We start from the raw sequence: 26304 nt of genomic DNA on the forward strand, positions 1-26304 counted from the left end.
AATAGAGGGAATGAAGATAATACGATAATTCATAAAAAATGAAAACGATGCTGAAGTTATGATAAAAAAAGTTTATAATTGAACCCAACAAACACCTCAAAACCACCACGAAAGCCACAGAACGGAAGTGTTAACTATTAACGGAAATTTTACTACAGATGAAAAAAATCAGCGGACATTTTTATTCCCGATGAAAGGGCTTAAGGGGCTTGTATTTGGAATGATTGTTGTGGCGATAATTTTCACGCTATTAACTTATTTAGTCCCCAACCCAGATAAGATAATAATTCCAGAATCAGTCGAGTTGATTAATAATATAAGAATCGTTGCATTCCTTGCTATTTGCGTATGGATGTTACTAAGAATCGAGTACATCTTCCGCGCGAAAAAACCTTGGAAATATGGATTAGAGTATAGTATTTATTTTCATTTGATACCATGTCTAATAGCCGTTTCATCGATATTTTTTGTGTGGATCGCCTCTATTACTTTACTTGATAGTAATTATTTATTTTTATGTTTTTCGATAGCTACGAGTATTATGGTGGTATTATCATGCACTTTTTATTTTGTGTTTAAGAAGGATAAAATGGATACAAAAGGTTTTTTCATCATTCCTACAGTTGGCATCATACTGAACATATATGCAGGAATTGTTGTGGGCGTGATGTTAAGTGATTTGTGGGGCGGCGTAATGCATGAAGGCTTGCGTGGCGGAGCGCTAGTCGGTGTGTTTGTCGCGTGTCTTGTGTCACCTAATATATTTTTAGGCGCATTACCTGTTGTTATTTGTAATGTATACGCATGGATTACGGGGAAAGATATCAACCTTGATGAACGATATAAAAATGCAGATGGTATTGATCTAAATAAAAACTATCCGCCTAATTTCGGTTTGAAAAAGAAATAAAAAAATATAGTGCGCTCCAAAAGTTGGATTTTGGGGCGCACTATATTTATGAGTAGCGAATGTTAATAAACACTGTCACGAATGCCTAGACAATTCATCCTCTTGAAGTTCAGTCAAGCAGTAATCTTGCATTTCTTTTGACTTAGAATTAACTTTGATTTGTTCTTCAGCTATTACTTTGTCAATGAAGTCGCGGGCTTCTAATAGCGTGCAGCCTGACATATTCATTAGTTCTTTCATAAAAGGTAAATAGTGTTTTTTGGCAAATTCCGCTCTATATTTTTCTACATTAACTTCAATATCTCCTAGCCTATACAATGTTTTTACTCCTCTTTAAATATAAAATAAAAACTAAAAAGTTTATTCCTACAATACCGTAGGCCTATGTGCAAATTATCTAAAAGACCACCTAGTTTAAGCTACGCTATCTTTCTTAGTATATGTTTTCTTTAGGCGCGGGTGGCTTTTTTTAATCATCAAATTATCTATTTTTCACATAATCGTGCAATTCCTTGCTCCTAATAACCCATTCTTTATCGTTTTTCCAAATCTTGCCTTGGTCTTTCAAAAGGGTCAATTGCTTGTAAAAACTACTTTTTGAAAGGTTGCTGTAGGCGGCGATTGTGCTTGTGCGCATTTCTTTTGGGAGGATAACACTATCTTTTTCGTAGGTCGTTCCGTGTAATTTGGCGATATTAGAAAAGGAAAGTTCTAATTTGTCGGATGAACCAGTCTCTGCGAAAAGACTTTTGAAAAAAGCGTGTCGAGCCAAGTCGCGCATAATGAAAAACTGAAAACCAAAATTCTCTGGGAACATCGAAAGAAAATATTCTAGATCTTTAAACGAATATTTGTAGATTGTACACGGAGAGATGGTTGTAAATAGGAAACTATCTACGCTTCCTTGGAATAAACTGTAATAATTCACAAAAGATCCTTTTCCTAAGACGGTATAGATATTATTTGATTGCGGATTCATCGAAATAGAAACAAACCCTTCCACAATTAAATAGACATGATTATTCCTCGTTGTGAAAGTGTCCACTAATTCTGTATGTTTTGGAACTTTTAACTTTTCATAGTTAATATTGCCTTCATCAGAAAGTCGAACAAACTCTTTATAATTAAATAGCGGATCCATAATTAGCAGCCCCTTTGCTTCTTTCGTTAACTATAATACATAATATCAAAATTAACAAAAATAAATACACATTATTTATACCAAATTGCCGCTTTAGTATAGATAATGTGTATATTTAATGAGGAAAGGGGACGAAAATGCTGTTTTTCCCCTTAATATTTAGTAAAGTTCAGGGCGTCTATCGGTGAAAACGGGAATGATTCCGCGTGTTTCAGCAACAAGATTTAAGTCGATTTCCGCGTAAATATTTCCTTCTTCTTCACCGCCATGAACGACAATGTTTCCAAGTGGATCAATGACAAGCGAGTGACCGTTGAAATGATTATTCGGATCATCGCCAACTCGATTGACTGCAACGACGAAAGCTTGGTTTTCAATCGCGCGGGCAATAAGAAGTTGTTCCCACTGAGTTACGCGCTCAGCAGGCCACTGAGCGGAAACAAAGATTACTTCTGAGCCTTCGGAAGTATGTTTGCGAATCCATTCCGGGAATCTAATATCATAACAGATGAAACCGGCACAAGAAACACCGTCCAGTCGAAATAGATTTTTATCATTTCCGGCTTCTAAATATAAATGCTCATTCATAAGCTGGAATAAGTGAACCTTTTTATATGAAGAAAGTAGTCCACCATATTTATCGAAAGCGTACATTGTATTAGAAAATTTGTTTCCTTCTGAGATAGAAACCGAGCCGCCGATAATAGCGATTTGGTGTTTTTCAGAAAGTCCTGCTAAAAATTCTTTTGTTCTTTCCCCATTTAAATCAGCAACCCCAGCTAATTCATTTAAAGCATAACCGGTATTCCACATTTCTGGTAAAACTGCGATATCGGCCCCATTTTTTGCAGCTTCGACTATAGCTTTTTCAATCCGCGCATAGTTTGCATCTGGATATTTAAAAACTACATCGGTTTGACATAATGCCAACTTCCACATGTTCTTCGCTCCCTTTTTCTTTTAAAAATAACACAAGCTTGGTGACGAGTCCATACTGGAACACTGCGCACCAAGCTCTAAGTAGTGAATTAATCTTTTTTTAGACGTCTAGATAAGAAGTTTCCGAATGATTGTAGTGCTTGAACCATGATAATTAAAATAATGATGGTTGTATACATTACAGTAGGCTCAAAACGTTGGAAACCATATTGGTATGCAATTGTTCCAAGACCGCCAGCACCAACAAGTCCAGCCATCGCAGTTGCGCCGATTAGCCCGATTGTTGCGATAGTTAAACCAAGAACGATACCAGACCGAGCTTCACGAATAACGACACTCCAAATGATTTTTGGTGTAGAAATTCCCATTGCTTGATAGGCTTCAACAACTCCGCGGTCAACTTCCAGCAGGGCAGACTCCATTAAGCGGGCGATGTAAGGTGCCGTAAATACAACAAGTGGCATAATTACACCTTGAATCCCAATAGTAGTACCGACAACAAAACGTGTTACCGGAATCATTAAGAATAACAAAATGATAAACGGCAGCGAACGTAAAATATTAATGACCCAGTTTAAAATACTATAAGCAATCCGATTTTCCGATTGACCACCTTTACGCGTTAATGTTAAAAATACGCCAAGTGGTAAACCAATCGCGAGTGAAATTACTAGTGTAATCCCAGTCATCGTCAGTGTTTCTAGAAATCCTTGCCAAAGTATCGGTCCCCATTCTTCAAAAAACAAACTCATAGTAACTCGACCTCCTCAACAACGACCCCAGACTCTTTCAAATAAGCAATTGCTTTACTATATTCCGCTTCGTCACCTTTTAAATGAACAAGCAGTTTTCCAAGTGTTCCATTTTTCAAATGATCAATTCCGCCAGCTAAAATGCTTGGAAGAACGTCGAATTTGCGTGATACAAGAGCGAGTGCAGGCTCGTCCGCTTCGTCTCCAATAAAATGAAGGGAAACCAATTTACCAGTTGCGATGTATTTTTCAAGCAAATCTTGTGGGATATCGAAACTAGCTTCTGATCCAACAAAACGCTTGGTTGTCGCATGTTTTGCTTTCGTGAAAATATCAAGGACGGTACCTTGTTCCACTAAATGTCCATTTTCCATTACAGCGACCCGGTCACAAATACGTTGAATGACATCAAGTTCATGTGTAATTAAGAAAATCGTAATGCCGAGTTCCGCATTAATTTTAAGTAACAGTTGCAAAATTGCTTCTGTTGTTTCAGGGTCCAAGGCGCTTGTTGCTTCATCGCTTAAGAGAATTTCTGGTTCATGCGCAAGAGCACGAGCAATCGCAACACGTTGTTTTTGACCGCCAGAAAGTTGGCTTGGATAGTTGTTTCGTTTATCCTCTAGGCCAACGATTGACAAGTATTTATTCACGCGTGTTTCGATTTCGTCTTTTGGAACGCCTTCTAATTTTAATGGTTTGGCAATGTTATCATAGACAGTTGCGGTTTTCAGTAAGTTATATCCTTGGAAAATCATGCCGATTTTCCGACGTGCGACACGAAGTTCTTTACTTGATAGGGTAGATAAGTTCTTCCCATCAATCACAACTTGGCCAGCATCTGGACGTTCAAGCAAGTTGATGCAACGAACGAGCGTACTTTTTCCAGCGCCACTGTAACCAACGACACCGAAAATTTCTCCTTTTTCGACTGTAATAGAAACATTTTTGACGGCTTCTACGGTTTTTCCATTTACATTAAATGATTTTGAAACTTGATGTAATTCGATCAAAATAAAACAACTCCCTAGAATGCAGGTACTACAGACCCATTAAATTCTTTTTCAATAAATGCTTTTACTTCATCTGAATGGTAATATTTTTCTAATGTTTTAACGACTTCATCGTCTTTGTTAGCGCTACGAACGACAAATACGTTTGGATATGGATTGTCTTTTGTTGGTTCGTGGTAAATGGCATCTTTATTAATAGAAAGTCCAGCGCCCATTGCAAAGTTAGTGTTGATAGCTGCGGCTGCAACTTCATCTAATTGTGCAGGGATTTGAGAAGCTTCTAGTTCAACGATTTCAAGGTCAAGTGGGTTTTCAGCAATGTCTTTTTTCGTTGCTTTTTCTTCCACGCCATCTTTTAATTTAATAACGCCAGCATCTTCAAAAAGTTTTAAACCACGGTATTCGTTACTTGGATCGTTTGGCACGGCAATTTTGTCGCCTTTTTTAAGATTTTTCAAGTCTTTAATATCGTTGGAGTAAATACCCATTGGGAATGCTACTGTTTTAAAAGCAACGTCTAATTTGTAGCCTTTATCTTTCTTTTGTTGCTCTAAAAATGGAATTGTTTGGTAGTTATTCGCATCCAAATCACCATCGTTTAAAGCTGTATTTGGTGTATTATAATCATCAAATGTTTTGATTTTGATTTCAAGACCATCTTTTTTCGCTAATTTTTGAACTTCCTCAGCGATTTGTTGGTGAGGTCCTGCTGTTGTTCCAATTGTAATTTTTTCTGTGCTCAAGGCTTTATCATCACTACCGCCTCCGCACGCTGCTAATCCTAAAACAAGGCTTGATGCAAGTAAAATTCCTAACCCTTTTGTTAATTTTCTCATCTTTTTTTCCTCCCTAGTATGTTGTGTGATTATCCAGATTTATTCATGAAAGCAATAAAAAAACTTCTCTATTTTAGAATAGAGAAGTGGAAAGTCGAACATATCCAGCTCCTCTTATCTACCAAAACGGAATACACCATTTTGCTGGAATTAGCACCTTCACTTTACGCTTAAATAAAGTTAGGTTGCCGGGCTTCATCGGGCCAGTCCCTCTGCCGCTCTCGATAAGAGAAAATATTTTAGAAAAACCTGTTAGTTAAAAATATACGCATTTTAGCTTAATTTGTCAATGCTTTTTTAAGTTTTAAAAAAATCATACTGGACAAATACTTCAGAAAACTTTACTATTTTAATCAATGAAACTTAAAAAGGACGGGTGTCGTATGAAAATTTCCAAACGCTTGCAAAATTTACCAGATCAGTTTTTTTCTAGCCTTGTAGAAAAAGTTGGAAAAAAGGTGGCTGAAGGTCATGATGTAATTAACCTCGGTCAAGGAAACCCAGACCAGCCAACACCCAAACACATTGTGGAAGCAATGAAAACAGCCTCAGAAAAACCAATGAACCACAAATATTCCTTGTTTCGTGGAAAACATGAGTTAAAACAAGCCGCTGCGGATTTTTATGCGCGTGAATATAATGTAACGATTGATCCAAATACAGAAGTAGCAATTTTATTTGGTACAAAAACAGGCTTAGTGGAGTTGCCGATGTGTTTAATGGATCCGGGCGATGTGATGCTTTTGCCGGACCCGGGCTATCCTGATTATTTGTCCGGCGTAGTTCTAGGCGAAGTTCAATTTGAAAAAATGCCGCTAATTGCCGAAAATGCTTTTTTACCCGATTTCACAAAAATCCCAGAAGACATAGCTGAAAAAGCAGAATTAATGTATTTAAATTATCCTAATAATCCAACTGGCGCAGTAGCAACGGCAGATTTTTTTGAAGAAACGGTTGCTTTTGCGAAAGAGCATAATGTGGTTATTGCACACGATTTTGCATATGGAGGCATTGGTTTTGATGGCGAGAAGCCGATTAGTTTTTTAGAAACGAACGGCGCGAAAGAAGTCGGGATTGAACTATATACGCTTTCGAAAACATACAATATGGCGGGCTGGCGCGTTGGTTTTGCAGTCGGAAATAGTGAAGTCATTGAAGCAATCAACCTGATTCAAGATCATATGTACGTAAGTCTTTTCCCTGGAATTCAAGATGCAGCAATAGAAGCGTTAACGGGCGATCAGACATGTGTAAAAGAATTGACTGCGCGCTATGAAAGTCGCAGAAATGCATTTATTTCAGCCTGCAACGATATTGGTTGGAAAGCAGTTGCTCCAGCGGGTTCCTTTTTTGCTTGGATGCCGGTTCCAGAAGATTTTACAAGTAGTGAATTCGCGGACTATCTATTAGAAGAAGTGAGCGTTGCCGTTGCGGATGGAAGTGGCTTCGGAGAGTTTGGCGAAGGATATGTGCGCGTTGGGCTTTTAATGGACGAAGAACGATTGGAAGAGGCGGTAACACGGATTGCCAAGCTGCATCTGTTTGATAAAGTGGCTCAAAAGTAAGTGATTAGCCAATTTTAAAGGGAAATCGCTTGTAATAATTCAGATAATTACTGGTATGTGTTATAATTGATTAGTAAGTGTATTCTTAGCATGTTGTTTTATGAAGGCAGGCCAGAATTTAAAGTGTTTAGTGAGATTTTTACGCATTAAATAAAAAATATCTGTCCCGGTTAAAGCCGGCGAAATCCAGGAATGAGAGGACTGTAAAAAAATGGCAGAAAAGAAAATTCTTGTAGTAGATGACGAAAAACCGATTGCGGATATAGTTAAGTTTAATCTAAATAAAGAAGGCTTTGATGTATACTGCGCCTATGATGGCGATGAAGCGTTAGAACTTGTAGAAGAGGTTCAGCCAGATTTGATTTTACTCGATATTATGCTTCCTGGTCGTGATGGTATCGAAGTATGTCGTGAAGTTCGTAAAAAATATGATATGCCAATAATTATGGTAACAGCGAAAGATTCCGAAATTGATAAAGTTATCGGACTAGAACTTGGTGCCGATGATTATGTAACGAAACCATTTAGTAACCGCGAATTAATTGCTCGTGTGAAAGCTAACTTGCGCCGTCACAGCCAAGTAAGTTCTAGCGCAGCCGAGGAAGAAGAAAACAGCGAACTAGAAATTGGCTCGTTAATCATCCATCCAGACGCATATGTTGCTTCTAAACGTGGAGAAACAATCGAACTAACGCACCGCGAATTCGAATTACTACACTATTTAGCGAAACATATGGGACAAGTAATGACACGTGAACATTTACTCCAAACGGTTTGGGGCTATGATTACTTCGGAGACGTTCGTACAGTTGACGTTACTGTTCGTCGTTTACGTGAAAAAATTGAAGATAACCCAAGTCATCCAGCGTGGCTAGTAACAAGACGCGGAGTTGGCTATTATTTACGCAATCCAGAACAAGAATAAATAAATGAGAAGTGGTCGCCAAGCTGAAAAAACTTGGAGGACCACTTTTTTTGGGTATATCCGCTTAGGTCCTTGTTATTTTTATAAACAAATCGACCCAATTAATAGGAAAAACAATACGTCTACCCCGCAACATATGGTATACTAATTTAAATATATTACCCCGAATAGGAGTAGAACAACTTATGCATAAAATGAGATTTTTTCAGTCCGTACAATTTAAGTTAGTTATTATGTATTTGCTACTAATTATCGTTGCGATGCAAGTAATCGGCGCGTATTTTGTTCGTGAACTGGAAGGACAACTGGAGAAAAATTTTCAAGATTCTATTACAAATAGTATTACCTTGCTGGATTATAACGCTAGAGAAGAAATTATTAAAAACAGCGATAACTCAGTGAAGTTGCAAAATGATATTAGAGAACTCTTAGTCGACTATTCGCGTGCAAGCAGCAATTTAATCGAAGTAAGAATAGTAGATGACAAAGGAAAAATTCTCGGAACATCGAATTTAAATAACCAAGGAATTGTTGGTCAAAAAAGCAACGATCCCCTTGTAAAACGAACGCTGTCACTTGGAACAACTTCCGAGGACAAAATCTATAAAGACGAATCGAATAAAAATAACCGTGTCTGGGTGAATGTATCCTCCATCAAAAATAAAGGCAAAGTGATAGGGGCTATTTATCTTGTCGCCGATATTGAAAGTGTCTATAAACAAGTCGATGATATTACCAATATTTTCATCACAGGTACGTTAATTGCGATGATTATTACTGCGGTACTCGGAATCTTGCTATCAAGAACCATCACCAAGCCAATTGTTGAAATGAAACGCCAAGCCTATGCGATGGCAAGAGGGAATTATAGCCGCAAAGTAAAAGTATACGGCGTCGATGAAATTGGTGAATTAGCGGATTCTTTCAACACGTTAACAAAACGAGTCCAAGAAGCCCAAGCGATGACAGAAGGGGAACGGCGCAAACTTTCCTCCGTACTCGCGTATATGACTGATGGCGTAATCGCAACCGACCGCCGCGGAAAAGTAATTCTTATTAATACGCCAGCTGAAAAAATGCTTCGCGTAAAACATGAAAGTGCTAACGGGCGTTCCATTATTGACGTTTTAGATATTGGAGACACATACCAGTTTGAAGATTTAATGGAAGTGGATGGCTCGTTAACGATGGACCGCAGTACTTTTGACAAACCATATGTTCTTCGTGCCAATTTCTCCGTTATTCAAAGAGAAACAGGGTTTAACAATGGTGTAATCGCGGTACTTCACGATATTACCGATCAAGAAAAAGTCGATCAAGAACGTCGTGATTTCGTATCCAACGTATCGCACGAACTAAGAACACCACTTACAAGTATGCACAGTTATTTAGAAGCATTAAGCGACGGCGCATGGGAAGATAAAGAAATCGCTCCACGCTTCCTTGAAGTTACGCAAAATGAGACCGAACGAATGATTCGTCTTGTTAACGACCTGCTCAAACTTTCCAGAATGGACGGCGGCAGGGAGCAACTAGAAAAAAGTTTCGTGAACTTTACAGATTTCTTTAATCATATTATTGATCGTTTTGAAATGATGAAAAAAGAAACAATCATGTTCAAACGTCATATTCCAAGAGAACCAGTCATTATCGAAATCGATGAAGATAAAGTAATGCAAGTGCTCGATAATATTATTTCTAACGCTAATAAATATTCACCTGATGGCGGCCGTATTTCGTTCTATCTGAAAAAATTTGAAGATGAAATTGAAGTCAGCATTGCCGATGAAGGTTTAGGCGTACCAGACGAAGATTTAGCAAATGTATTCGACCGATTCTTCCGCGTAGACAAAGCTCGTTCGCGGGAAATGGGAGGAACAGGGTTAGGACTTGCCATCGCTCGAGAAGTTATCGAAGCACATGGCGGTCGAATTTGGGCCGAACGCAATAAGAACAAAGGAACCATAATTAAATTCACCCTGCCATATAGTGACTTACCGGAGGATGATTGGGAATGATGAAAAAAACAGGATTTCGCTCATTTGTACTAACCATTTTAGTCGTACTCAGCATCGTCCTAAGCTACTTTATTTGGAAGGGACAACCTGACTACGAAGCCATCAATGTCAAAGAAATCGAAAAAACAACGATTGATAAAACAATGACAACTTCACAAGTATTCAAACCATACAAATTAGCTGTCAATTCAAATGACAATAACTATCAAAGTTTAGACGCTGACTTATTAAACGAACTAATGGCTCAAGGAAAAGCATTCAGTTTCTCAGAAGTCGTACTCGCTAATAAAAAAAGCAGTGAAGATTACGAGAAATTAATCCATAAAAATGGCACTATCGAGATAATTTTCCCAAATGATATTCCGTTCTCTATTTTCGCGCAAATTTTCCAAGTAGAAGGAGACGGGCTTGAATCAGCTTTCTTTAATCGGATTGTGTTCGATATTAATAATACAGATACTGGGCTGCATTCGGTATACTTCACGAATGACGACCAAGAGAACATTTACCAAAGCTCATTGCAAAATAAAGACATTGATAAAATCGAAAAAATTGTTAAAAAGAATGAAGGCAAACTTACTCAAAATGACAAGCTGATTTCTAACAAACGTAATCTGTTCCTAAGCACGGAAAAAACAAAACTAGATCGCAAAAAATATATTATTGACTCGCTAGAAATTAATTTATTCACATCCGCGCTTTTCCAAGACTCTGGTACTGTGAAGAGTGAAGGAAATACGTATACGGATGGTTCAAGTGTTATCGAAATGGACACAGATAATAAAGTATTAGAATATGTAAACCCTTCGCAAGAGCGCACAAATCCAGAAGATCTCAGTAGTGTGAAGCGTGCGGGATTAATTCAAGACAGTTTTAATTTTGTGAACGATCATGCTGGCTGGACTGGCGACGGGGCATATTATTTCACGGGTTATGCCGGCGAAAGCGCGACAACCAATTTCAGTTTATTCATTGATAATTTACAAGTTTATAATGAAAATGGCATGGCTGATATTTCTGTTACAGAAGGCCTTGAAGCAGTGTATAAATATATGCGTCCATTTTTCCGCCTAGATACAGATGTTCCGGGAGAGAAAAAAGAAGTGACGCTGCAGTCGTCTTATTCTGTCTATAGTGCCCTTGCTCAAAATCCTAATGTAAAAGCGGAAGAAATTGAGGATATTGTCCCTGGTTATCATATGACTAGAAGCGAATCTTCTGGCATGAACCGTCTTGTCACTTTAGAACCAACATGGCTTTATAAATATCACGACAAATGGTTTATCTTCCAAGCAGATGCAGCAAAGGCGGGTGAATAAAAATGGATTGGCGTAAAACTCAAATGATTTTTATTGTGACACTCCTAATTTTAAATGTCTTTTTAGCAGTCATATTTTTCAACAAACAACTATCAGATGATCCAGATACACTTGGAAATGAAACGCTAGAAGAACGCTTAAAAGCAGATAATATTTCCCATCCAGACTTATCAACAAAACCTACGAGCGGCTCCATTTTCACGACAGAACGAGCGGCTTTTACAACTAAAGATGTTAGCGATCTTACAGGCCAAGCAATTACGCTGAAAGACAACAATAAACAAATTTATTCTGTCTTACAAAATCCAGTAAAAGCTGGCAAAAAAGGCAATAATCCGGAATTTCAAAAATTTATGGAGTCTGGTGTTTATCGCGGCGAGTCCTACCAGTTTTGGAATTATGATAAAGATGCCAGGACGCTGACTTTTAACCAATTAATCAATAATAATATGGTCCTTTTTGATGAAGCGGGCCAGATCACTTTCTATTTAGACCGCGATGATCGCGTAACCTCCTATGAGCAAACGTGGATGTCTAAGCAAGATGATTTAAAAGAAAAGACCAATTTAATGTCCGCAACAGACGCATTAGAAGCGGTTTATCAGCATGGCGAGTTGAAGCAAGATAGCGACGTGGTTTCCGCAACATTCGGCTACTACACGACCGTACAGCTGCCGTCTGGAAATGTTTACTTCCCAGTTTGGTGCTTTGAAGTAAAACATTCCGGGGAAACGAATTATGTCCTCGTGAATGCTAAAGACGAACAAGTCATTAACCAATCAGAAAATAAATCAACAACCGAACCAGGCACAGAATTATCAAGTCGCCAAAAAGCAAAATAAAAGAAGAGTCAACCTAATTATCATGAAAAATTAGGTTGGCTTTTTCAAACGATGGGGCATGCAATTTTGCCGGATTAGCGTTACAATGAAAGATATATAAGCCTTTAGGGGGATAAAAAATGTTCGCAAATAAAATTTTAACCGAAAAAGACACGGATCAAATCCGATTTAGTATATTAGCCAGCGGAAGTTCAGGTAATGCCACACTTGTCGAAACAGGAGACCAAAAAATTCTGATTGATTGTGGCTTGAGTGGTAAGAAAATGGAAGGGCTATTCGCGCAAGTTGGTCGTGATATGAATGATTTAGACGCTATTTTAATTACCCATGAGCATTCAGATCATATTAAAGGGCTAGGTGTGCTTGCTCGTAAATACAAACTTCCTATATACGCGAACGCTAAAACTTGGAAAGCAATGGATAATATGATTGGCGAAGTTTCTTCTGATCAAAAGTTCCAATTTGATATGGAAACAGTAAAATCTTTCGGCAGTATGCAAGTAGAATCCTTTGGTGTATCTCATGACGCGATTGAGCCGATGTTTTACATATTTCATAAAGGGAATAAAAAATTTGTAATGATAACGGACACGGGATATGTAAGCGACAGGATGAAAGGTCATATTGCGGGGGCTGATGCGTATCTTTTTGAAAGTAATCATGATGTAGAAATGCTTCGAATGGGACGCTATCCGTGGAATGTCAAACGCAGAATTCTTGGCGATGAAGGACACGTGAGCAATGAAGATGCAGCAATAGCAATGAGCGAAGTAATTACCGACCAAACGAAACGAATTTATTTAGGCCACCTTAGTAAAGACAATAATATGAAAGAACTAGCGAGAATGAGCGTAACTCAAACACTTATTTCAGAAGGAATTGATGTTGGCGGCAAAGTAGAAATCTTTGATACCGACCCTGATAACGCTACATCTATCTTTACGATTTAAGTTTCACCATTTTTTTAAAGCTTTTTCATCGTTTTTTCATATTTGGCGTTTACTATGGAAGTATATAAATGCGAAATTTGCAGAGAGGAAGGAAGACATGGACGAGAAAGAAAAGAATTTAAATGAAAACAGCGAGAACGAAAGCACGCCAAAAAGAGAGGTCGAGGAGACTTTACATACACCGGAGAACTCGCAACCAGTCCAAGAAACCCCTATTGTAGAAGGCGTGACCCCAGAGGGCGAGAAATTTGCCGGAGCAACAGAAGATGCAGCCGAGGCAAGTTCTACAAACGCATTTTTTGAAGAAGCAAGTAACAAAGAATCAGAACCTGCTAGACCAGCTCCAGGACCAAGACGTACAAGTACAACAGGCGGCGGGGCAGTCCCTCCTAATAGAGTGAATAACGGCGGCGGAAGTGGTAACGGGAACGGCGAACCACCGAAGCGAGGCAAACACTTTATTGGCTACTTTTTAACAGCACTTATTGGTGTGATCATTGGCGGACTTATTATTTTCTTTGTAGCATGGGATAATGGTGACAATGCAGATACAACTTCCAATTCAAACAATAAAGCAACTAAAGTAGAAAAAGTTTCTGTGGATACGACATCAGACGTAACTAAGGCAGTGGATAAAGTACAAGATGCGGTAGTCAGCGTACTGAATTACCAATCATCTTCATCCCTTGATGGAACAACTTCTTCTGAACAAGAAGCTTCATCAGGATCCGGTGTCATTTATAAAAAAGCAAACGGTAAAGCATACATCGTAACGAATAATCACGTTGTAGCCGATGCAAATAAATTAGAAGTAACATTTACAAATGGTAAAAAATCAGAGGCTAAATTACTTGGAACAGACGAATGGAACGATTTAGCTGTCCTTGAAATTGATGACAAAAATGTCAGCACAGTTGCAACATTTGGCGATTCTGATTCATTAAAACTTGGCGAACCAGCAATTGCAATTGGTAGCCCACTTGGAACTGAATTTTCCGGTTCTGTAACGCAAGGTATTATTTCTGGTTTAAACCGTGCCGTACCAGTTGATACAAATGGCGACGGAACAGAAGACTGGGAAGCAGATGTTATCCAAACAGATGCAGCGATCAACCCAGGTAACAGTGGTGGAGCTTTAATTAACATTGAAGGCCAAGTAATTGGTATCAACTCAATGAAAATTTCGATGGAAAACGTAGAAGGTATTAGCTTTGCAATTCCAAGTAATACGGTAGAGCCAATCATCGAACAACTAGAAACAAAAGGCGAAGTAGAACGTCCTTCTCTAGGTGTTTCCTTACGTGATGTAGATACAATTCCAGAAACACAACAAAAAAGCATCTTGAAATTACCTGATAGCGTAGATTACGGCGCAATGGTACAACAAGTAGTATCCGGTTCCCCGGCAGCTAAAGCGGGCTTGAAACAATACGATGTTATTGTTGAACTAGACGGCCAAAAAGTAACAAACTCCATGACACTACGCAAAATTCTATATGGTAATGATGTGAAAATCGGCGACAAAGTCAAAGTGAAATACTACCGCGACGGTAAAGAACAATCCACAGATATTAAACTAGAAGCAGCAAAAACAACTACATGATAACAAAAAGCCATTCTCTTAAAAAAGAGAGTGGCTTTTTTTCTGTGGAAAACTTGTGGATAGTGATTTTTTTCGGATATAGATATGGTAGAGAACAAGGATTCTGCTACTAAATATAGGAGAGGTTTGTGGATATGTGGATAACTTCTGTGGATAACCTGTGTGTAAGCAGTGAATATCTTGTGGAAAAGAACAATTTTGATAATTTAATCAATAAACACAGATTTATTTTTGAAAAAAACGCATTTTTTGCGAAAATATAGGTCAAAAAAGAAAAATGTGGATAGAAAGCCATTTATCCACATTTTCTGTTTTTGTAAGTCGAATATGTGACAAGGAAAATAACTTTACGCGGGAATGTGGATGGCGGGGGTGGCTGCAAGAGAAGGGGTTTCATTGTTTGGGTGGATTTGGATTCAGGCTGTTTAGATGACAGTTTTGCTTGTGGATAAGCTGTGGATAGTGAAAATAGCGTATCATATATATTGTGGAGAATGTACGTTCGGACACAAAATAGAGAATCCGCCTGTGGATATGTGGATAATTTTTGGGGATAACTTGTGTATAAGGACGGGATAACCTGTGGAATAGTTTTTTGGGGGTGGAAAATGATTTAGCCTCTTTGCCGAATTAACGAAATAAAAAAGTAGTTAAACAGGTTGAGAAAAATCATCATTGACAGAAAGCGCTTTATCTTGTATCATAATGGTTAATTAAAGGATTGTTACTGATTCGATCAGGCATGACCCGGAATAAGATAGAAACTTATCGAGAGAAATCTCGTGAGCTTTTGTCTAGTTTCGGGTCATTTTTTTGTGCAAAAAAATGACTAGGAGGCATGTGCATATGGAATTCAGAAAAAATAAAGCATTCCCAAATGATTTTTTGTGGGGAGCTTCGACGTCTTCTTTTCAAGTGGAAGGTGCTTGGCAGGAAGATGGAAAAGGGTTATCTGTTATTGATGTAATGGCGAAAAACCCGGAAATAACTGATTTTACGATTGCGGTGGATCATTATCATCGAATGAAAGAAGACGTGGCCTTGATGGCAGATTTAGGCCTTAAAGTGTATCGTTTCTCTATTGCTTGGACACGGATTTTCCCAACTGGGCGGGGAACGGTTAACCAAAAAGGGGTCGATTTTTATAACGATTTAATTGATGAACTTTGTAAGTATGGAATTGAACCGCTTGTGACTATTTATCACTTTGATTATCCGCAAGGGCTAGTAGAAGAATATGGTGGTTGGGTATCGCGGAACAGTGTGGAAGATTACCGCGCGTATGCAGAATTTTTATTTAAAACATACGGCGATCGTGTTAAATATTGGCTGACGATTAATGAACAGGATCATGTAGTGCGGATTCCAAGTCGTTTGGGTCTTACTGGGAAGACGAAGCATGAACAGTTGAAACTTGGATATCAGGCAAACCATCATATGTGCCTTGCAACAGCTGCAACGATTAAAACATTCCATGAGCTTGGAATAACAGGGAAAATCGGGCCAGCAGTTTCATTTTCCATGATTCACCCAGCGAGTTCAAATCCAGAAGATGTGCTTGCAAGCCAAGATGCGATGCTCGTTAAACATAATTACTTACTGGATTTACATTGTAATGGTGAGTACCGTCTCCCATTTTGGCAGTATTTGCTTGACCGGGACTTTGCGCCAGAAATAGAAGCGGGAGATATGCAATTAATGAAAGAAAATCCGCCAACGATGATTGGTGTGAACTATTATTTTTCCGAGGCGGTTAAGGCATTTCCGACAACAGAAAAATTTCCGATTGGTTATCAAAAAGAGTCTTTATTACCAGAGGCCGAGGCTGGCGTTTTCCAAGTAATAAAAAATCAACAACTTACGGCGACAGATTGGGGCTGGGAAATTGATCCAGTTGGCTTACGTTTAACGTTACGAGAATTGCATGAACGATATCACTTGCCTTTAATAATTACAGAAAATGGAATGGGCGCATATGATAAACTAGAAGCAGGAGATATAATAAATGACGATTACCGAATTATGTATTTAAAAGAACACATAAAACAAGTGAAATTGGCGTTTAATGATGGTGTAACTGTGCTTGGTTACTGTTCGTGGAGCTTTATGGATGTTGTCAGTGGTCGAAATGGCATGGATAAGCGCTATGGATTTGTATATATTGACCGAGAAAACTTTGATTTAAAAGAGATGCGCAGAATTAAAAAGCAAAGTTTTTATTGGTATCAAAAAGTCATTACTTCAAATGGAGAAAACCTGTCATAACTTAACTTTCCTAGATATAAACTAAACTATTGAAGAGGAATAAAAGATGATAATAAAAAAAGTTTTTAATAATAATGTTGTTTTAGTCATTGAAAATCCGACAGTAGAAAAAATTCTGATGGGAAAAGGTATTGGTTATCAAAAGTTTCCAGGAGACCCGGTTGATTTAACTAATGTAGAAAAAACATTTGTGTTGAATGATGAAGCGACAGAAGGAAAATTGGATGCTTTTTTTGACGAAGTTCCTTTAGAGGTTATTCAACTGTGCGGCCATTTGGTGAAAAGTGGTAAGCAGGAACTTGGCCCGCATATTACGGATAATTTACTTATTCCACTTGCTGATCATATAAATTTCGCAATAACTCGGGTAAAAGAAGGAATTCAAATTGATTATCCGCTAAAATGGGAAATTCGTCATATGTATCCGGAAGAAGTAGCATTTGCCGAATCAGTTATCGCTTGGATGAAAGAAAGCGCAAATATTGAATTGCCTAAAGAAGAAGTTGTTCCCATCGCGATGCATTTTGTAAATGCTAGATTTGGCACGGCAGAAGTAGAACAAGCTTTTGAAATGACAACTTTGGTTGCGAAAATTTTAGATATTATTAACTATCATTACCTTATTCAAGTAGATGAAGATTCATTAAATTATGCGCGTTTAATTACACATTTGCGTTACTTCATTTTGCGACAAATGAAAAAAGAATCAGATGTAGTGGAAGAAGCAATTCTTTATGATGTAGTAAAAAGTAAATATCCAAAAGCTTTTGAATGTGCCTTAAAAGTGAAGAAATTACTGGAAGAAACAATGGGCTGGACAGTCAATCATGATGAGGTATTATACCTTGCGCTGCACATCCACCGAGTTACTACTAGAGAAAAAACAAAATAATTTATTGTAGGATCGTTACTGTTCGGCAGGCGTGACCTAAATAAAAGATAAGGACACTTAATTTTAAGTCGTTGTATCTTTTATTTGGGTCTTTTTTATTACAAATGAACTGGAGGAAAACCATGAATAATCAAGAATTAGCAAAAGAGATACTTGCCCTTGTTGGTGGCGAAAAAAATATTACCGATGTCATGCATTGCTACACAAGACTTAGATTTCATTTGAAAAAGATCGATTTAGCGGATAAAGAAAAAATTGAGGAATTACCAGGAGTTATTAATGTTCAAATTCAAAGCGGACAATTTCAAGTAGTGATTGGTAATAAAGTTTCTAAAGTTTATAAGGAATTAATAAAACTTGGAGATTTTAAACAAGGCGATAGTACAGAAACAACTGATGAAAAGAAAAAAGGAAATCTCATTGGGCGTTTCTTTGAAGTAATTTCGACGATATTCTCGCCAATAGTTCCTGCGATTGCTGGGGCTGGGATGTTAAAAGGTCTTTTAGGATTAGTTACTGTACTTGGCTGGGTCGAGCCAACTAGTAGTGTTGTAACGATGCTACAAATCGTATCAGATTGTGTATTTTACTTCTTACCGTTTTTCTTAGCAGTTTCAGCAGCTCGAATCTTCAAAACGAATGAGTTTATTGCTGTCGCTGTAGCTGGGGGAATGATGTATCCAATTATTATGGAAGGAGCGAAAGCCATTGCGAATGGTGGACCAACTGGTTTAGATTTGTTTGGTCTCCCAGTTCCTTTTATCAATTATAGTTCTACAGTTATTCCGATTATTTTAGCCGTTTGGATTTTAAGTTATCTTTATCGTTGGGTAGATAGATGGATGCCGGATTCTTTGGGGATTGTATTTACACCAACTATTGTATTAATGCTGATTATTCCAATTCAATTAATTGTTATTGGACCACTTGGATCATATTTAGGTATTTGGCTTGCAGAAGGTGTTACGTGGTTATTTGCACACGGTGGAATTTTAGCTGGTGGACTTCTCGGGGCAACTAGACCATTACTAGTTATTGTCGGAATGCACTACGGTTTAATGCCAATTGCGATTCAAAATATCGCTGTACTTGGGCATGACTATTTATTACCGGTTTTCTTAATGGCAAACATGGGCCAAGCGGCAGCAGCATTAGCCGTATTTTTGAAAACAAAAAACAAAGATTTAAAAGCAATCGCGGGATCATCAACAATTGCAGGATTTTTAGGAATTACCGAGCCAGCAATGTACGGGGTTAACTTGAGACTGAAAAAACCATTTATCGCAGCTTTAATTGGGTCAGGTATCGGTGGTGCTTTTGTGACAGGCTTTGGCGTTACAGGAAATGCATTTGTTCTACCGGGAATTATGAGTTTACCAGTATTTATGGGACCAAAATTTGTTTATCTAATCATTGGGATGATACTTACAATCACCATCACAATCGTTTTAACATTCTTGATGAAATTTGAAGATGCACCATCTAAAAATACAAAAGGAACAGCGAAGAAACAAAACAAAGCTTCTTCTATTGAACACACAACCATTTTAACCCCAGTAATCGGAACTACAGTTGCTTTAAAAGATGTGCCAGATGCGACCTTTGCAGAAGAAATTATGGGCAAAGGAATGGCTGTGAACCCAACAGTTGGAGAAATTTATGCCCCCTTTAATGGAGAAATTGCTACTTTCTTTAAAACGGGACACGCGATTGGCTTGCGGTCAGATGAAGGGGTAGAATTGCTTATCCACGTAGGGATTGATACGGTTAATTTAAACGGAACTCATTTCCATCCTCAAGTGAAACAAGGCGATCAAGTTAAGACTGGAGATTTGCTGTTGACATTTGATTTAGCAGAAATTAAGCAAGCGGGATATGAAACGATTACACCCGTTATCGTTACAAACACAGAAAATTATTTGGACGTGATTGGCGCTGATGAAAATGCAGTAATGGAGCGAGAAGATTGGCTGATTCAAGTAATTAATAAAATGAAATGATTTAAAAACACTATTCTTTCGCGGGAATAGTGTTTTTTGTTTGGAATTATAATTTTTGGTAGAGTTGTAAGTGCCATTTGAGGTATGATAAAAGTATTAATAAAGATGAGGGTGGCGCAAATGAATATCCAAATTGTAACGGTGGGAAAACTGAAAGAAAAATATTTAGTACAAGGAATCGCGGAGTATTTAAAACGACTGAGCGCCTACGCGAAGGTGACGATTGTTGAAGTTCCGGATGAAAAAGCGCCAGAAGTATTGAGTGACGCGGAAATGAAACAAGTGAAGGATAAAGAGGGTGTGCGGATTTTAGCGAAAATTCCGGACGATGCCTATGTGATAGCGCTGGCGATTGATGGGAAAATGAAGTCGAGTGAGGAATTTGCAGCGGATTTGGATAAGCTGGCGACTTATGGTAAGAGTAAGGTGACGTTTGTGATTGGTGGATCGCTGGGGCTTAGTGAGGCGGTGTTGAAGCGGAGTAATGAGCGGATTTCGTTTGGACGGTTGACGTTGCCGCACCAGTTGATGAGGTTGGTGCTGGTGGAGCAAGTTTATCGGGCGTTTCGGATTGTTCGGGGGGAGCCTTATCATAAGTGACGTAAATCGGATGAATGGGTTATTTCATCCGATTTTTCTTTTGTTCATAAATTCGCGAGTTTCTATCAGGGAAAGGATAATCAATATCTAAAGCTTCTCGGGCAATTTGCTGAAATCCTTGTTTCTCATAAAAATAATGCGAGCGCTTTTCATTTTCAGGTGTATCTAAAATAATCCGTGAAAAATCATTCGCGGTATAGAACGCGTAAAAAGCATCAAATAAATTATGGCCAAGACGCATTGGATTTCCTCTAAATTCGGGATAAGTGAAGAATTTTTTTAGAATGACTGTTTCTTTATCAAATGGTAATAGGGCAATCGAGCCAACAATTTTATTATCATGCAGAGCAATCCAAAATTGACCACCTTGCTTTTGATAATAATCTTCAATTTCGAAAATATCTGCTTGCTCAGCCATTTTAATATCTAGATCTGCTTCGATGTTTTGGCAGTAATTGATTAAGTCGACTAGTTCCGCCAAGTGTTTTGGATTGTTTGCAAAGTGTTTAATTTCCATTAGTTACCCAACTTTCTTTTTATTGTATTAAGTAAAATTTGACTTATTTCCTAGTACAATTTATACTACATCAAAAATACAGTTCTGAATAACGAAAAAAATCGAATGTATGATTCGGTTTTTTTGAACCATTGGAAAGGACGTGGAGTAACAATGGACTTAAAAAATTTGCTAACGTTTAAAACGATTTTAGAAACGGGAAGTTTTCAAGAAGCTGCTCGAAAATTAAATTACGCCCACTCAACGTAATTCACATTACATAAACGTTGATATAACAACATTTAGCTTTATGTTTTTCCGTTTTGGTAGGGAAATGGTAGGGTTATATTTTTACTGCCTGATTTCCACTAAAATTAGGTATTTTTGATTCCGTTGCAAAAGTAAATTGGATGTTTCCTGTCATTTGTTTAGCAATTCCTTCGTCATTACGACTCCATAAATGGGCATAATGCTTCAATGTAATTTCTGGTGATGAATGTCTTAAACGTTGTGATACAACTAGGATATCCGCATTAAATTCATTGATTAGGTAGCTGACATGTGAATGCCGTAATCCTTTTCCCCTGGATAGGATAAACTTTTGCAAGTTTAGCATAGCGTCCAATAATGCGTTGAATTGTTGAACGATATAAAGGTACGTCTGTGTAACTCAAAATAAATTGTTCTACACCATGGTTTTTCTGCACTTCTTTCCACTCTGTCAGTATTGAAACAGTATCATCATCTAATGAAATGATTCGCATACCGCTCTCCGTTTTAGTGTAAGGTTTACGAATAAAATCGCTTTGGTTCTTCATGTCCAACGTGTGATGAACTCGTAACTTCTTTCGCTTTAGATCAACATCATTCCAGTTTAAAGCTAGACCTTCGCTGACACGGACACCAGTCATGTAGTACAGCCAAATCATTACAAAACACATATGCTCATAGAAATATTTTCATTTAAGAAATGCAAATTAATGGCGTAATTTAGCGATTTACGAAACATACCATACATTAATGAACGTATGCCTGAGAATAACTACTTTGAGTTAACAGCCAGATGCGATAGTTCTCTCAGTCTAGTAACAGTAGTTTCTCGCAATTTCTTATAAGCAAAATGACTAGTGATTTGTTTTAAACCACATTCTCGTGAATACCAAGTATTTCGTTGCACAGATGATTGATAATGAGGAATGTAAGATTGCTCCATAAACTCTTCATCGGTTAAATCATAGTTTGCAAAGACATTACTTTTAAGGTATTCACTTTTAATTCGCATGACTTCTTAGCGCATTGCTTTTGCTGAGGTAAACCGCTTCCCTAACTTATCTTTTGTTCCTTTTTTCTTAATTTGTTTCCCAGTAACTTTATCTAATCCAAGTTCAATTAGATACGAAAAATGCCTTTAGCATCTTGATACACGCAAGGATATTTTGTTTTCGCCATGGTTATTTCTCCAATTCAAGAGAAATACCGATAATTTCTTCAACTAGGTGCCGAGGTACCCCCCCTCGCCCCTTTTATTATTATAGTATGGATAACCAGCGTTCACCATCTTAATTTTAACCTGACGAATAATTGGCACGGATTGATTTATTTTAAAGCCCAATTTTTCAGGGTCTATCTTTGAAACCATATTTTTCTTGTCATACCTGAAAAATTGATACAATGACTGGTATAGCAAGCTTATTTAATTTCGGAGGTGAAGTTTAATAGATGAACAACAAAAAAAGATAATTGAAGAGTTAAATCAAACAAGGTATACCATAAATGAAACAATAGAAGAGTTGGCTGAAAATGGTAAAAAGATATCAGAGGCCTCTTTTTTACGTGCTATTTCAGAAGTTGATTTTGACAAAGAGATTGGATTTGTCGGTAAGCTCAAAACGAAAAAAGAAAAAACTGGTGGTGGAGGATGACCTTTAACTTTATATAATTATGCAGCAGTTGAAGCAGTGTGTATTTTTACACTTTCTGGTACGTATTAAAAGATTCAAGAAGAGCCAATCGATTTTTTTGTGAATGATAAATGGACAAAAGAAATAACTGTGTCCTTGGAAATCTATTTAACAAGCATTTATAAAGATGAAAAAATCAATGGTGCGGGGATCGCTGATATTACTGAATATGTGAATGGACTTGTAAATAAAGTTGTGATTAAAAACTACCATAGCTTAATAGATCAAAATAAATTGTTGGTTCATAGAAACAAGGCGTTAGATCGTACAAAAGAACGGCTTATTGCGGAATCAAGTGAGATAGAAGCAAGTGCAGGCGAGTTGCAGCAGATCGCAAGCTTTATTAAACAGCAGTAAAAGTACTAATGATTTGTTGATTAATCGGACAGATGCTTATTTTGAGCATTTCGTGGGGGTGAATAAGAAGTTGACTGAGCTAGATGAAGGACTTAAAATGTATAAAAATCAATATTCAGTGATAAGAAAAAATGAGTCCTTTATTTTTCTGACTAAAGGTATTAATATTCTTTAATTTCTGAAAAGTCATAAGAATGGGACTAGATAATATTAAAAACATAGAAGAAAAAAGCGTATTTTAAATATGAAAAGATAATTCATCCTTTTTAGAGATGTTGAATTAGTCTTTTGCAAGTAAGCAGCTGTCGTACGATTTTTTTTATCATCTCGAAAAAAGAAGGTGAAAATTCCGCTTAATTGTGTAATAATAGTAAACATAAATATCAAGGAGGAATTTTATGTTTATTATTCAAAACCCATTAACTGACAAATCAGAAACTTTGCATGAGGTGCTACTAAAGAAAATAAAGATTTCCTCTGCTGGGGGAGGTGCATATGCTTTTATATCAGCTAGTGGGGTACAACTGTTATTAAATGATACCTTCTTCCAAGATTATTTAAGAGAATACAAATATACTTTAATAGTCGGGATTGATTCTGTTACAAGTGAAAAGGCAATTAAAGAACTAATTTCAATAAAAGGAAAATATAGTAACTTAACACTGATGGCTTATTTGAATCCAAATCCTCGACGATTATTTCATCCTAAATTTTCTTGGTTTGAGAACATCGACCAAAATGGTGGAACACTGACTTTAGGATCTGGTAATCTAACGGTTGGGGGATTGCGTCAAAACACAGAAGCTATAGTTTCTATAGAGCTAGATAATGAAGAACTTTATGAAATTAAAGAAAAATGGTTTGAATGGTTGAGTGCCATTGAAGAAAATTTGAAACCAATTAATTCCACTGAAGTGATATCCAAAGTAAAAGAAAATGATATGCGATTTAAAACAAATAAGCTAGCTTCAAGCTCTGCTGCGTCAATAATAAACTACACAACCTCAGAGCCTTTGTTTGAAGAGGAGAATAATGCTAACAATGATGTTTATGAACAGGATGATAATCAGATATGGCAAGTGAGTAGTTTTGGTATTAACGAAGTATTAATAGCAGAAGTCCCCAAGTCAGGTACTCGATGGAACCAAGTTAATTTTTCAAAAGATGTATTTGAAAATTATTTTGGAGCACAAGCTGGGGTTAATAATGGGTATCGAATCTTACTCAAAAATGTTAATGAGAATGGAGAACTTAGTGAACATATAGAATCTAGGCAAGCAGTCTCTGTTATGAGCCGGAACTGGCGATTCGAACTCGAAGCTGCTAAGAATGCAGGTGATTATCCTATGAATGGTGAGCCAATTGTAGTATTTGTTCGAACTGGTATTCGTATGTACAAATACCTTTTGAGTATGCCTGGTGGTTTTTTTCATGAATCTTTAGTTCAGTTCTTAGACAGTAATTATGAAGGTAATAACTCTCGCCTTAAGAGAAGAATAGTAACAAATTATCAAATTTTTATAGAATCTATACCAAGCTTTCCAATGTAAATAAGAAAGGTAATGAATATGAATAATCAAGTTAATCTTTTCTCAAATTCTCATATACGTCCAATTCATTATCTTGGATCAAAGCTAAGAATGTTGGACTTTATTGACAATACAATTGATCTACTGGCTCCAAGTGGTGGACGTATCTATGATCTTTTCTCTGGGTCGGGAACAGTTAGTGCTTTTTTATCGCAGCAACATCCAGTTACTGCAGTAGATGTTCAACACTATTCTGGTCTACTTACAAAAACTTTATTGGAAAAATCTTCTGAGGACTCTTTAGATAAATTAAAAATGTTGTCTATTGAAACATCTGAGATATATCAAAAAATGAATTATATTTTTGCTCCAATGCTGGAACAAGAAAATATAGTTCAAAGCTCTTTATCAGATGAAGTGATGGCGTATTTCATTGAAAATTGTTCAATTATAGCAAATCAAAGAGGTTTTTCTGATAAAAGAAATAAATATTCTCAAATATTGAACTCTGTAGTTAAAAATATGAAAGATAATAATATTGAAGCCGACAATACTGTTGCGATAAGTAGGTTATACGGTGGTGCATATTTCTCATTTGAGCAATCTATTTTTATTGATGCTGCTCTAAATATTTCAGAAACATTTGATGGAGTTGCAAAAGATGCAATCATATTTGCTACACTTGGCTTGGCAAGTGAAATTGTAAATACAGTTGGAAAACATTTTGCTCAGCCTTTAAGTGTTCGTAACAAACAGGGAGCCCCTAAAAAAGGAATCTATAAAAGAGCAATGAAAGATAGAAGCATGCAACCATCAACTATTTTTTATGAAAAATTAAATGAAATTATCGAAGTGAAAAAAGAACAAAAATTTGAATATGAGAATAATGTGTTTATTGGAGACTTTAGAGAGGCTTTATCCTCATTATCAAGTGATACCGCAGTAGTTTATGCTGATCCGCCTTATACTAGGTATCATTATAGTAGATACTATCATGTATTAGAAACTATCAGTAAACACGATGTTCCTGAAATCACAACAACTACAACTGGTGGGATAACAAAATTAAGTAAAGGTCTATATAGAGAAGACCGAGTTCAATCTGAGTTTTCTACTATCTCAAAAGCACCTAAAGCTTTTGAGGATTTATTTAGTTTAGTTTCTTCTCACAACGTTCCGCTTATTCTATCTTATTCACCTGATAGCAATGACCATAGCACTACACCACGCGTTATTTCGATTGAAAAACTAGAAGAATTAGCAAAAAAATATTTTTCTGAAGTTAAAACTACAACACCTGGAGAATTTAAACATTCTAAACTAAATAAAAAATCGACACATTTAAATGTTATTCAAAATGCTGAAATATTAATCATTATGAAGTAAGGAGA

25 protein-coding genes, 1 pseudogene and 1 riboswitch are annotated in these 26304 nt (G+C 37.1%); of the genes and pseudogenes, 17 read left to right on the plus strand and 9 right to left on the minus strand.

The annotated features are described in order from the left end of the window. Window positions 1-589 precede the first annotated feature (589 nt). Window positions 590-910, plus strand: coding sequence for a hypothetical protein (locus HCX62_RS13985; RefSeq protein WP_221771371.1), 321 nt, complete (start codon window positions 590-592; stop codon window positions 908-910). A gap of 75 nt (window positions 911-985) precedes the next feature. On the opposite strand, the gene HCX62_RS00305 is transcribed toward HCX62_RS13985, so the two are convergent. From HCX62_RS00305 to HCX62_RS00330, 6 genes are all read right to left on the minus strand, one after another. Further along, window positions 986-1228, minus strand: a complete 243-nt coding sequence (locus HCX62_RS00305) for a hypothetical protein (protein WP_185636604.1) — start codon at window positions 1226-1228, stop codon at window positions 986-988. Between the two features lie 163 nt (window positions 1229-1391). Beyond that, a complete protein-coding gene (locus HCX62_RS00310) occupies window positions 1392-2051 on the minus strand; it encodes a Crp/Fnr family transcriptional regulator (RefSeq protein ID WP_185636605.1) in 660 nt (219 codons plus the stop codon). 159 nt (window positions 2052-2210) lie between these two features. Next, window positions 2211-2990: a carbon-nitrogen family hydrolase gene (locus HCX62_RS00315; protein WP_185636606.1), complete on the minus strand. Its 780-nt coding sequence runs from the start codon at window positions 2988-2990 to the stop codon at window positions 2211-2213. 89 nt (window positions 2991-3079) lie between these two features. Then, on the minus strand, window positions 3080-3742 hold the full coding sequence (locus HCX62_RS00320; RefSeq protein ID WP_185518080.1) for a methionine ABC transporter permease: 663 nt from the start codon (window positions 3740-3742) through the stop codon (window positions 3080-3082). Further along, window positions 3739-4755, minus strand: coding sequence for a methionine ABC transporter ATP-binding protein (locus HCX62_RS00325; protein ID WP_185518082.1), 1017 nt, complete (start codon window positions 4753-4755; stop codon window positions 3739-3741). Before HCX62_RS00325 ends, HCX62_RS00320 begins: the two co-directional genes overlap by 4 nt. Before the next feature lie 14 nt (window positions 4756-4769). After that, entirely contained in the window at window positions 4770-5591 is an 822-nt protein-coding gene (locus HCX62_RS00330; RefSeq protein ID WP_003728052.1) for a MetQ/NlpA family ABC transporter substrate-binding protein, read from the minus strand. Between the two features lie 111 nt (window positions 5592-5702). Further along, window positions 5703-5822, minus strand: a riboswitch (SAM riboswitch). Window positions 5823-5974: 152 nt separating this feature from the next. On the opposite strand from HCX62_RS00330, the gene HCX62_RS00335 reads away from it, so the two are divergent. From HCX62_RS00335 to rlmH, 11 genes are all read left to right on the plus strand, one after another. Then, a complete protein-coding gene (locus tag HCX62_RS00335) occupies window positions 5975-7156 on the plus strand; it encodes a pyridoxal phosphate-dependent aminotransferase (RefSeq protein ID WP_185636607.1) in 1182 nt (393 codons plus the stop codon). Window positions 7157-7367: 211 nt separating this feature from the next. After that, window positions 7368-8081 (plus strand): response regulator YycF, encoded by a 714-nt coding sequence (gene yycF / locus HCX62_RS00340; RefSeq protein ID WP_003729146.1) that lies wholly within the window; start codon window positions 7368-7370, stop codon window positions 8079-8081. A 185-nt stretch (window positions 8082-8266) separates the two neighbouring features. After that, window positions 8267-10099, plus strand: coding sequence for a cell wall metabolism sensor histidine kinase WalK (walK, locus tag HCX62_RS00345; RefSeq protein WP_185636608.1), 1833 nt, complete (start codon window positions 8267-8269; stop codon window positions 10097-10099). Next, the gene (yycH, locus tag HCX62_RS00350) at window positions 10096-11418 is read left to right on the plus strand and encodes a two-component system activity regulator YycH (protein ID WP_185636609.1); all 1323 of its coding nucleotides are present in this window, start codon (window positions 10096-10098) and stop codon (window positions 11416-11418) included. Before walK ends, yycH begins: the two co-directional genes overlap by 4 nt. 2 nt (window positions 11419-11420) lie before the next feature. Continuing rightward, on the plus strand, window positions 11421-12260 hold the full coding sequence (locus HCX62_RS00355) for a two-component system regulatory protein YycI (protein ID WP_185636610.1): 840 nt from the start codon (window positions 11421-11423) through the stop codon (window positions 12258-12260). 119 nt (window positions 12261-12379) lie between these two features. Further along, window positions 12380-13210: an MBL fold metallo-hydrolase gene (locus tag HCX62_RS00360; protein ID WP_185390517.1), complete on the plus strand. Its 831-nt coding sequence runs from the start codon at window positions 12380-12382 to the stop codon at window positions 13208-13210. A 97-nt stretch (window positions 13211-13307) separates the two neighbouring features. Then, window positions 13308-14813 (plus strand): serine protease HtrA, encoded by a 1506-nt coding sequence (gene htrA, locus HCX62_RS00365; protein ID WP_185636611.1) that lies wholly within the window; start codon window positions 13308-13310, stop codon window positions 14811-14813. 846 nt (window positions 14814-15659) lie between these two features. Further along, window positions 15660-17078: a glycoside hydrolase family 1 protein gene (locus tag HCX62_RS00370; RefSeq protein ID WP_185636612.1), complete on the plus strand. Its 1419-nt coding sequence runs from the start codon at window positions 15660-15662 to the stop codon at window positions 17076-17078. Window positions 17079-17124: 46 nt separating this feature from the next. Further along, entirely contained in the window at window positions 17125-17970 is an 846-nt protein-coding gene (licT, locus tag HCX62_RS00375) for a BglG family transcription antiterminator LicT (protein WP_031671577.1), read from the plus strand. A gap of 122 nt (window positions 17971-18092) precedes the next feature. After that, window positions 18093-19970, plus strand: coding sequence for a beta-glucoside-specific PTS transporter subunit IIABC (locus HCX62_RS00380; RefSeq protein WP_185636613.1), 1878 nt, complete (start codon window positions 18093-18095; stop codon window positions 19968-19970). 120 nt (window positions 19971-20090) lie between these two features. Continuing rightward, window positions 20091-20570, plus strand: a complete 480-nt coding sequence (gene rlmH, locus HCX62_RS00385; RefSeq protein ID WP_185636614.1) for a 23S rRNA (pseudouridine(1915)-N(3))-methyltransferase RlmH — start codon at window positions 20091-20093, stop codon at window positions 20568-20570. 19 nt (window positions 20571-20589) lie between these two features. Here the strand turns inward: rlmH and HCX62_RS00390 are convergent, their stop codons facing one another. Next, complete coding sequence (locus HCX62_RS00390; protein WP_185636615.1) at window positions 20590-21087, minus strand: GNAT family N-acetyltransferase; 498 nt, start codon at window positions 21085-21087, stop codon at window positions 20590-20592. Window positions 21088-21240: 153 nt separating this feature from the next. Between HCX62_RS00390 and HCX62_RS00395 the strand changes: the two genes are divergently transcribed. Then, window positions 21241-21336, plus strand: a complete 96-nt coding sequence (locus tag HCX62_RS00395) for a LysR family transcriptional regulator (RefSeq protein WP_376702452.1) — start codon at window positions 21241-21243, stop codon at window positions 21334-21336. Window positions 21337-21409: 73 nt separating this feature from the next. Here the strand turns inward: HCX62_RS00395 and HCX62_RS14170 are convergent. Together HCX62_RS14170 and HCX62_RS14085 are read right to left on the minus strand one after the other, a co-directional pair. Continuing rightward, window positions 21410-22515, minus strand: a pseudogene (locus tag HCX62_RS14170) (site-specific integrase). A gap of 43 nt (window positions 22516-22558) precedes the next feature. Next, window positions 22559-22705, minus strand: a complete 147-nt coding sequence (locus HCX62_RS14085) for a DUF3173 family protein (protein ID WP_228467948.1) — start codon at window positions 22703-22705, stop codon at window positions 22559-22561. A gap of 151 nt (window positions 22706-22856) precedes the next feature. On the opposite strand from HCX62_RS14085, the gene HCX62_RS14010 reads away from it, so the two are divergent. From HCX62_RS14010 to HCX62_RS00420, 4 genes are all read left to right on the plus strand, one after another. Further along, the gene (locus tag HCX62_RS14010) at window positions 22857-22988 is read left to right on the plus strand and encodes a hypothetical protein (protein WP_260451952.1); all 132 of its coding nucleotides are present in this window, start codon (window positions 22857-22859) and stop codon (window positions 22986-22988) included. A gap of 129 nt (window positions 22989-23117) precedes the next feature. Beyond that, entirely contained in the window at window positions 23118-23384 is a 267-nt protein-coding gene (locus HCX62_RS00410) for a hypothetical protein (protein ID WP_221769157.1), read from the plus strand. A gap of 398 nt (window positions 23385-23782) precedes the next feature. Next, entirely contained in the window at window positions 23783-24934 is a 1152-nt protein-coding gene (locus HCX62_RS00415; protein WP_185636616.1) for a phospholipase D family protein, read from the plus strand. A gap of 18 nt (window positions 24935-24952) precedes the next feature. Further along, the gene (locus tag HCX62_RS00420; RefSeq protein ID WP_185636617.1) at window positions 24953-26299 is read left to right on the plus strand and encodes a DNA adenine methylase; all 1347 of its coding nucleotides are present in this window, start codon (window positions 24953-24955) and stop codon (window positions 26297-26299) included. The last annotated feature ends 5 nt before the right edge of the window (window positions 26300-26304 follow it).

The organism is Listeria swaminathanii (genome assembly GCF_014229645.1).
GTDB classification, from domain to species: domain Bacteria; phylum Bacillota; class Bacilli; order Lactobacillales; family Listeriaceae; genus Listeria; species Listeria swaminathanii.

Bases quoted from the DNA above. Each gene is read 5' to 3' on its own strand.
- HCX62_RS13985 (WP_221771371.1), top strand. From the start codon at position 590: ATGGATACAAAAGGTTTTTTCATCATTCCTACAGTTGGCATCATACTG.
- HCX62_RS00310 (WP_185636605.1), bottom strand. From the start codon at position 2,051: ATGGATCCGCTATTTAATTATAAAGAGTTTGTTCGACTTTCTGATGAA.
- HCX62_RS00315 (WP_185636606.1), bottom strand. From the start codon at position 2,990: ATGTGGAAGTTGGCATTATGTCAAACCGATGTAGTTTTTAAATATCCA.
- HCX62_RS00320 (WP_185518080.1), bottom strand. From the start codon at position 3,742: ATGAGTTTGTTTTTTGAAGAATGGGGACCGATACTTTGGCAAGGATTT.
- HCX62_RS00330 (WP_003728052.1), bottom strand. From the start codon at position 5,591: ATGAGAAAATTAACAAAAGGGTTAGGAATTTTACTTGCATCAAGCCTT.
- HCX62_RS00335 (WP_185636607.1), top strand. From the start codon at position 5,975: ATGAAAATTTCCAAACGCTTGCAAAATTTACCAGATCAGTTTTTTTCT.
- yycF (WP_003729146.1), top strand. From the start codon at position 7,368: ATGGCAGAAAAGAAAATTCTTGTAGTAGATGACGAAAAACCGATTGCG.
- walK (WP_185636608.1), top strand. From the start codon at position 8,267: ATGCATAAAATGAGATTTTTTCAGTCCGTACAATTTAAGTTAGTTATT.
- yycH (WP_185636609.1), top strand. From the start codon at position 10,096: ATGATGAAAAAAACAGGATTTCGCTCATTTGTACTAACCATTTTAGTC.
- HCX62_RS00355 (WP_185636610.1), top strand. From the start codon at position 11,421: ATGGATTGGCGTAAAACTCAAATGATTTTTATTGTGACACTCCTAATT.
- HCX62_RS00360 (WP_185390517.1), top strand. From the start codon at position 12,380: ATGTTCGCAAATAAAATTTTAACCGAAAAAGACACGGATCAAATCCGA.
- htrA (WP_185636611.1), top strand. From the start codon at position 13,308: ATGGACGAGAAAGAAAAGAATTTAAATGAAAACAGCGAGAACGAAAGC.
- HCX62_RS00370 (WP_185636612.1), top strand. From the start codon at position 15,660: ATGGAATTCAGAAAAAATAAAGCATTCCCAAATGATTTTTTGTGGGGA.
- licT (WP_031671577.1), top strand. From the start codon at position 17,125: ATGATAATAAAAAAAGTTTTTAATAATAATGTTGTTTTAGTCATTGAA.
- HCX62_RS00380 (WP_185636613.1), top strand. From the start codon at position 18,093: ATGAATAATCAAGAATTAGCAAAAGAGATACTTGCCCTTGTTGGTGGC.
- rlmH (WP_185636614.1), top strand. From the start codon at position 20,091: ATGAATATCCAAATTGTAACGGTGGGAAAACTGAAAGAAAAATATTTA.
- HCX62_RS00390 (WP_185636615.1), bottom strand. From the start codon at position 21,087: ATGGAAATTAAACACTTTGCAAACAATCCAAAACACTTGGCGGAACTA.
- HCX62_RS00395 (WP_376702452.1), top strand. From the start codon at position 21,241: ATGGACTTAAAAAATTTGCTAACGTTTAAAACGATTTTAGAAACGGGA.
- HCX62_RS14085 (WP_228467948.1), bottom strand. From the start codon at position 22,705: ATGGTTTCAAAGATAGACCCTGAAAAATTGGGCTTTAAAATAAATCAA.
- HCX62_RS00415 (WP_185636616.1), top strand. From the start codon at position 23,783: ATGTTTATTATTCAAAACCCATTAACTGACAAATCAGAAACTTTGCAT.
- HCX62_RS00420 (WP_185636617.1), top strand. From the start codon at position 24,953: ATGAATAATCAAGTTAATCTTTTCTCAAATTCTCATATACGTCCAATT.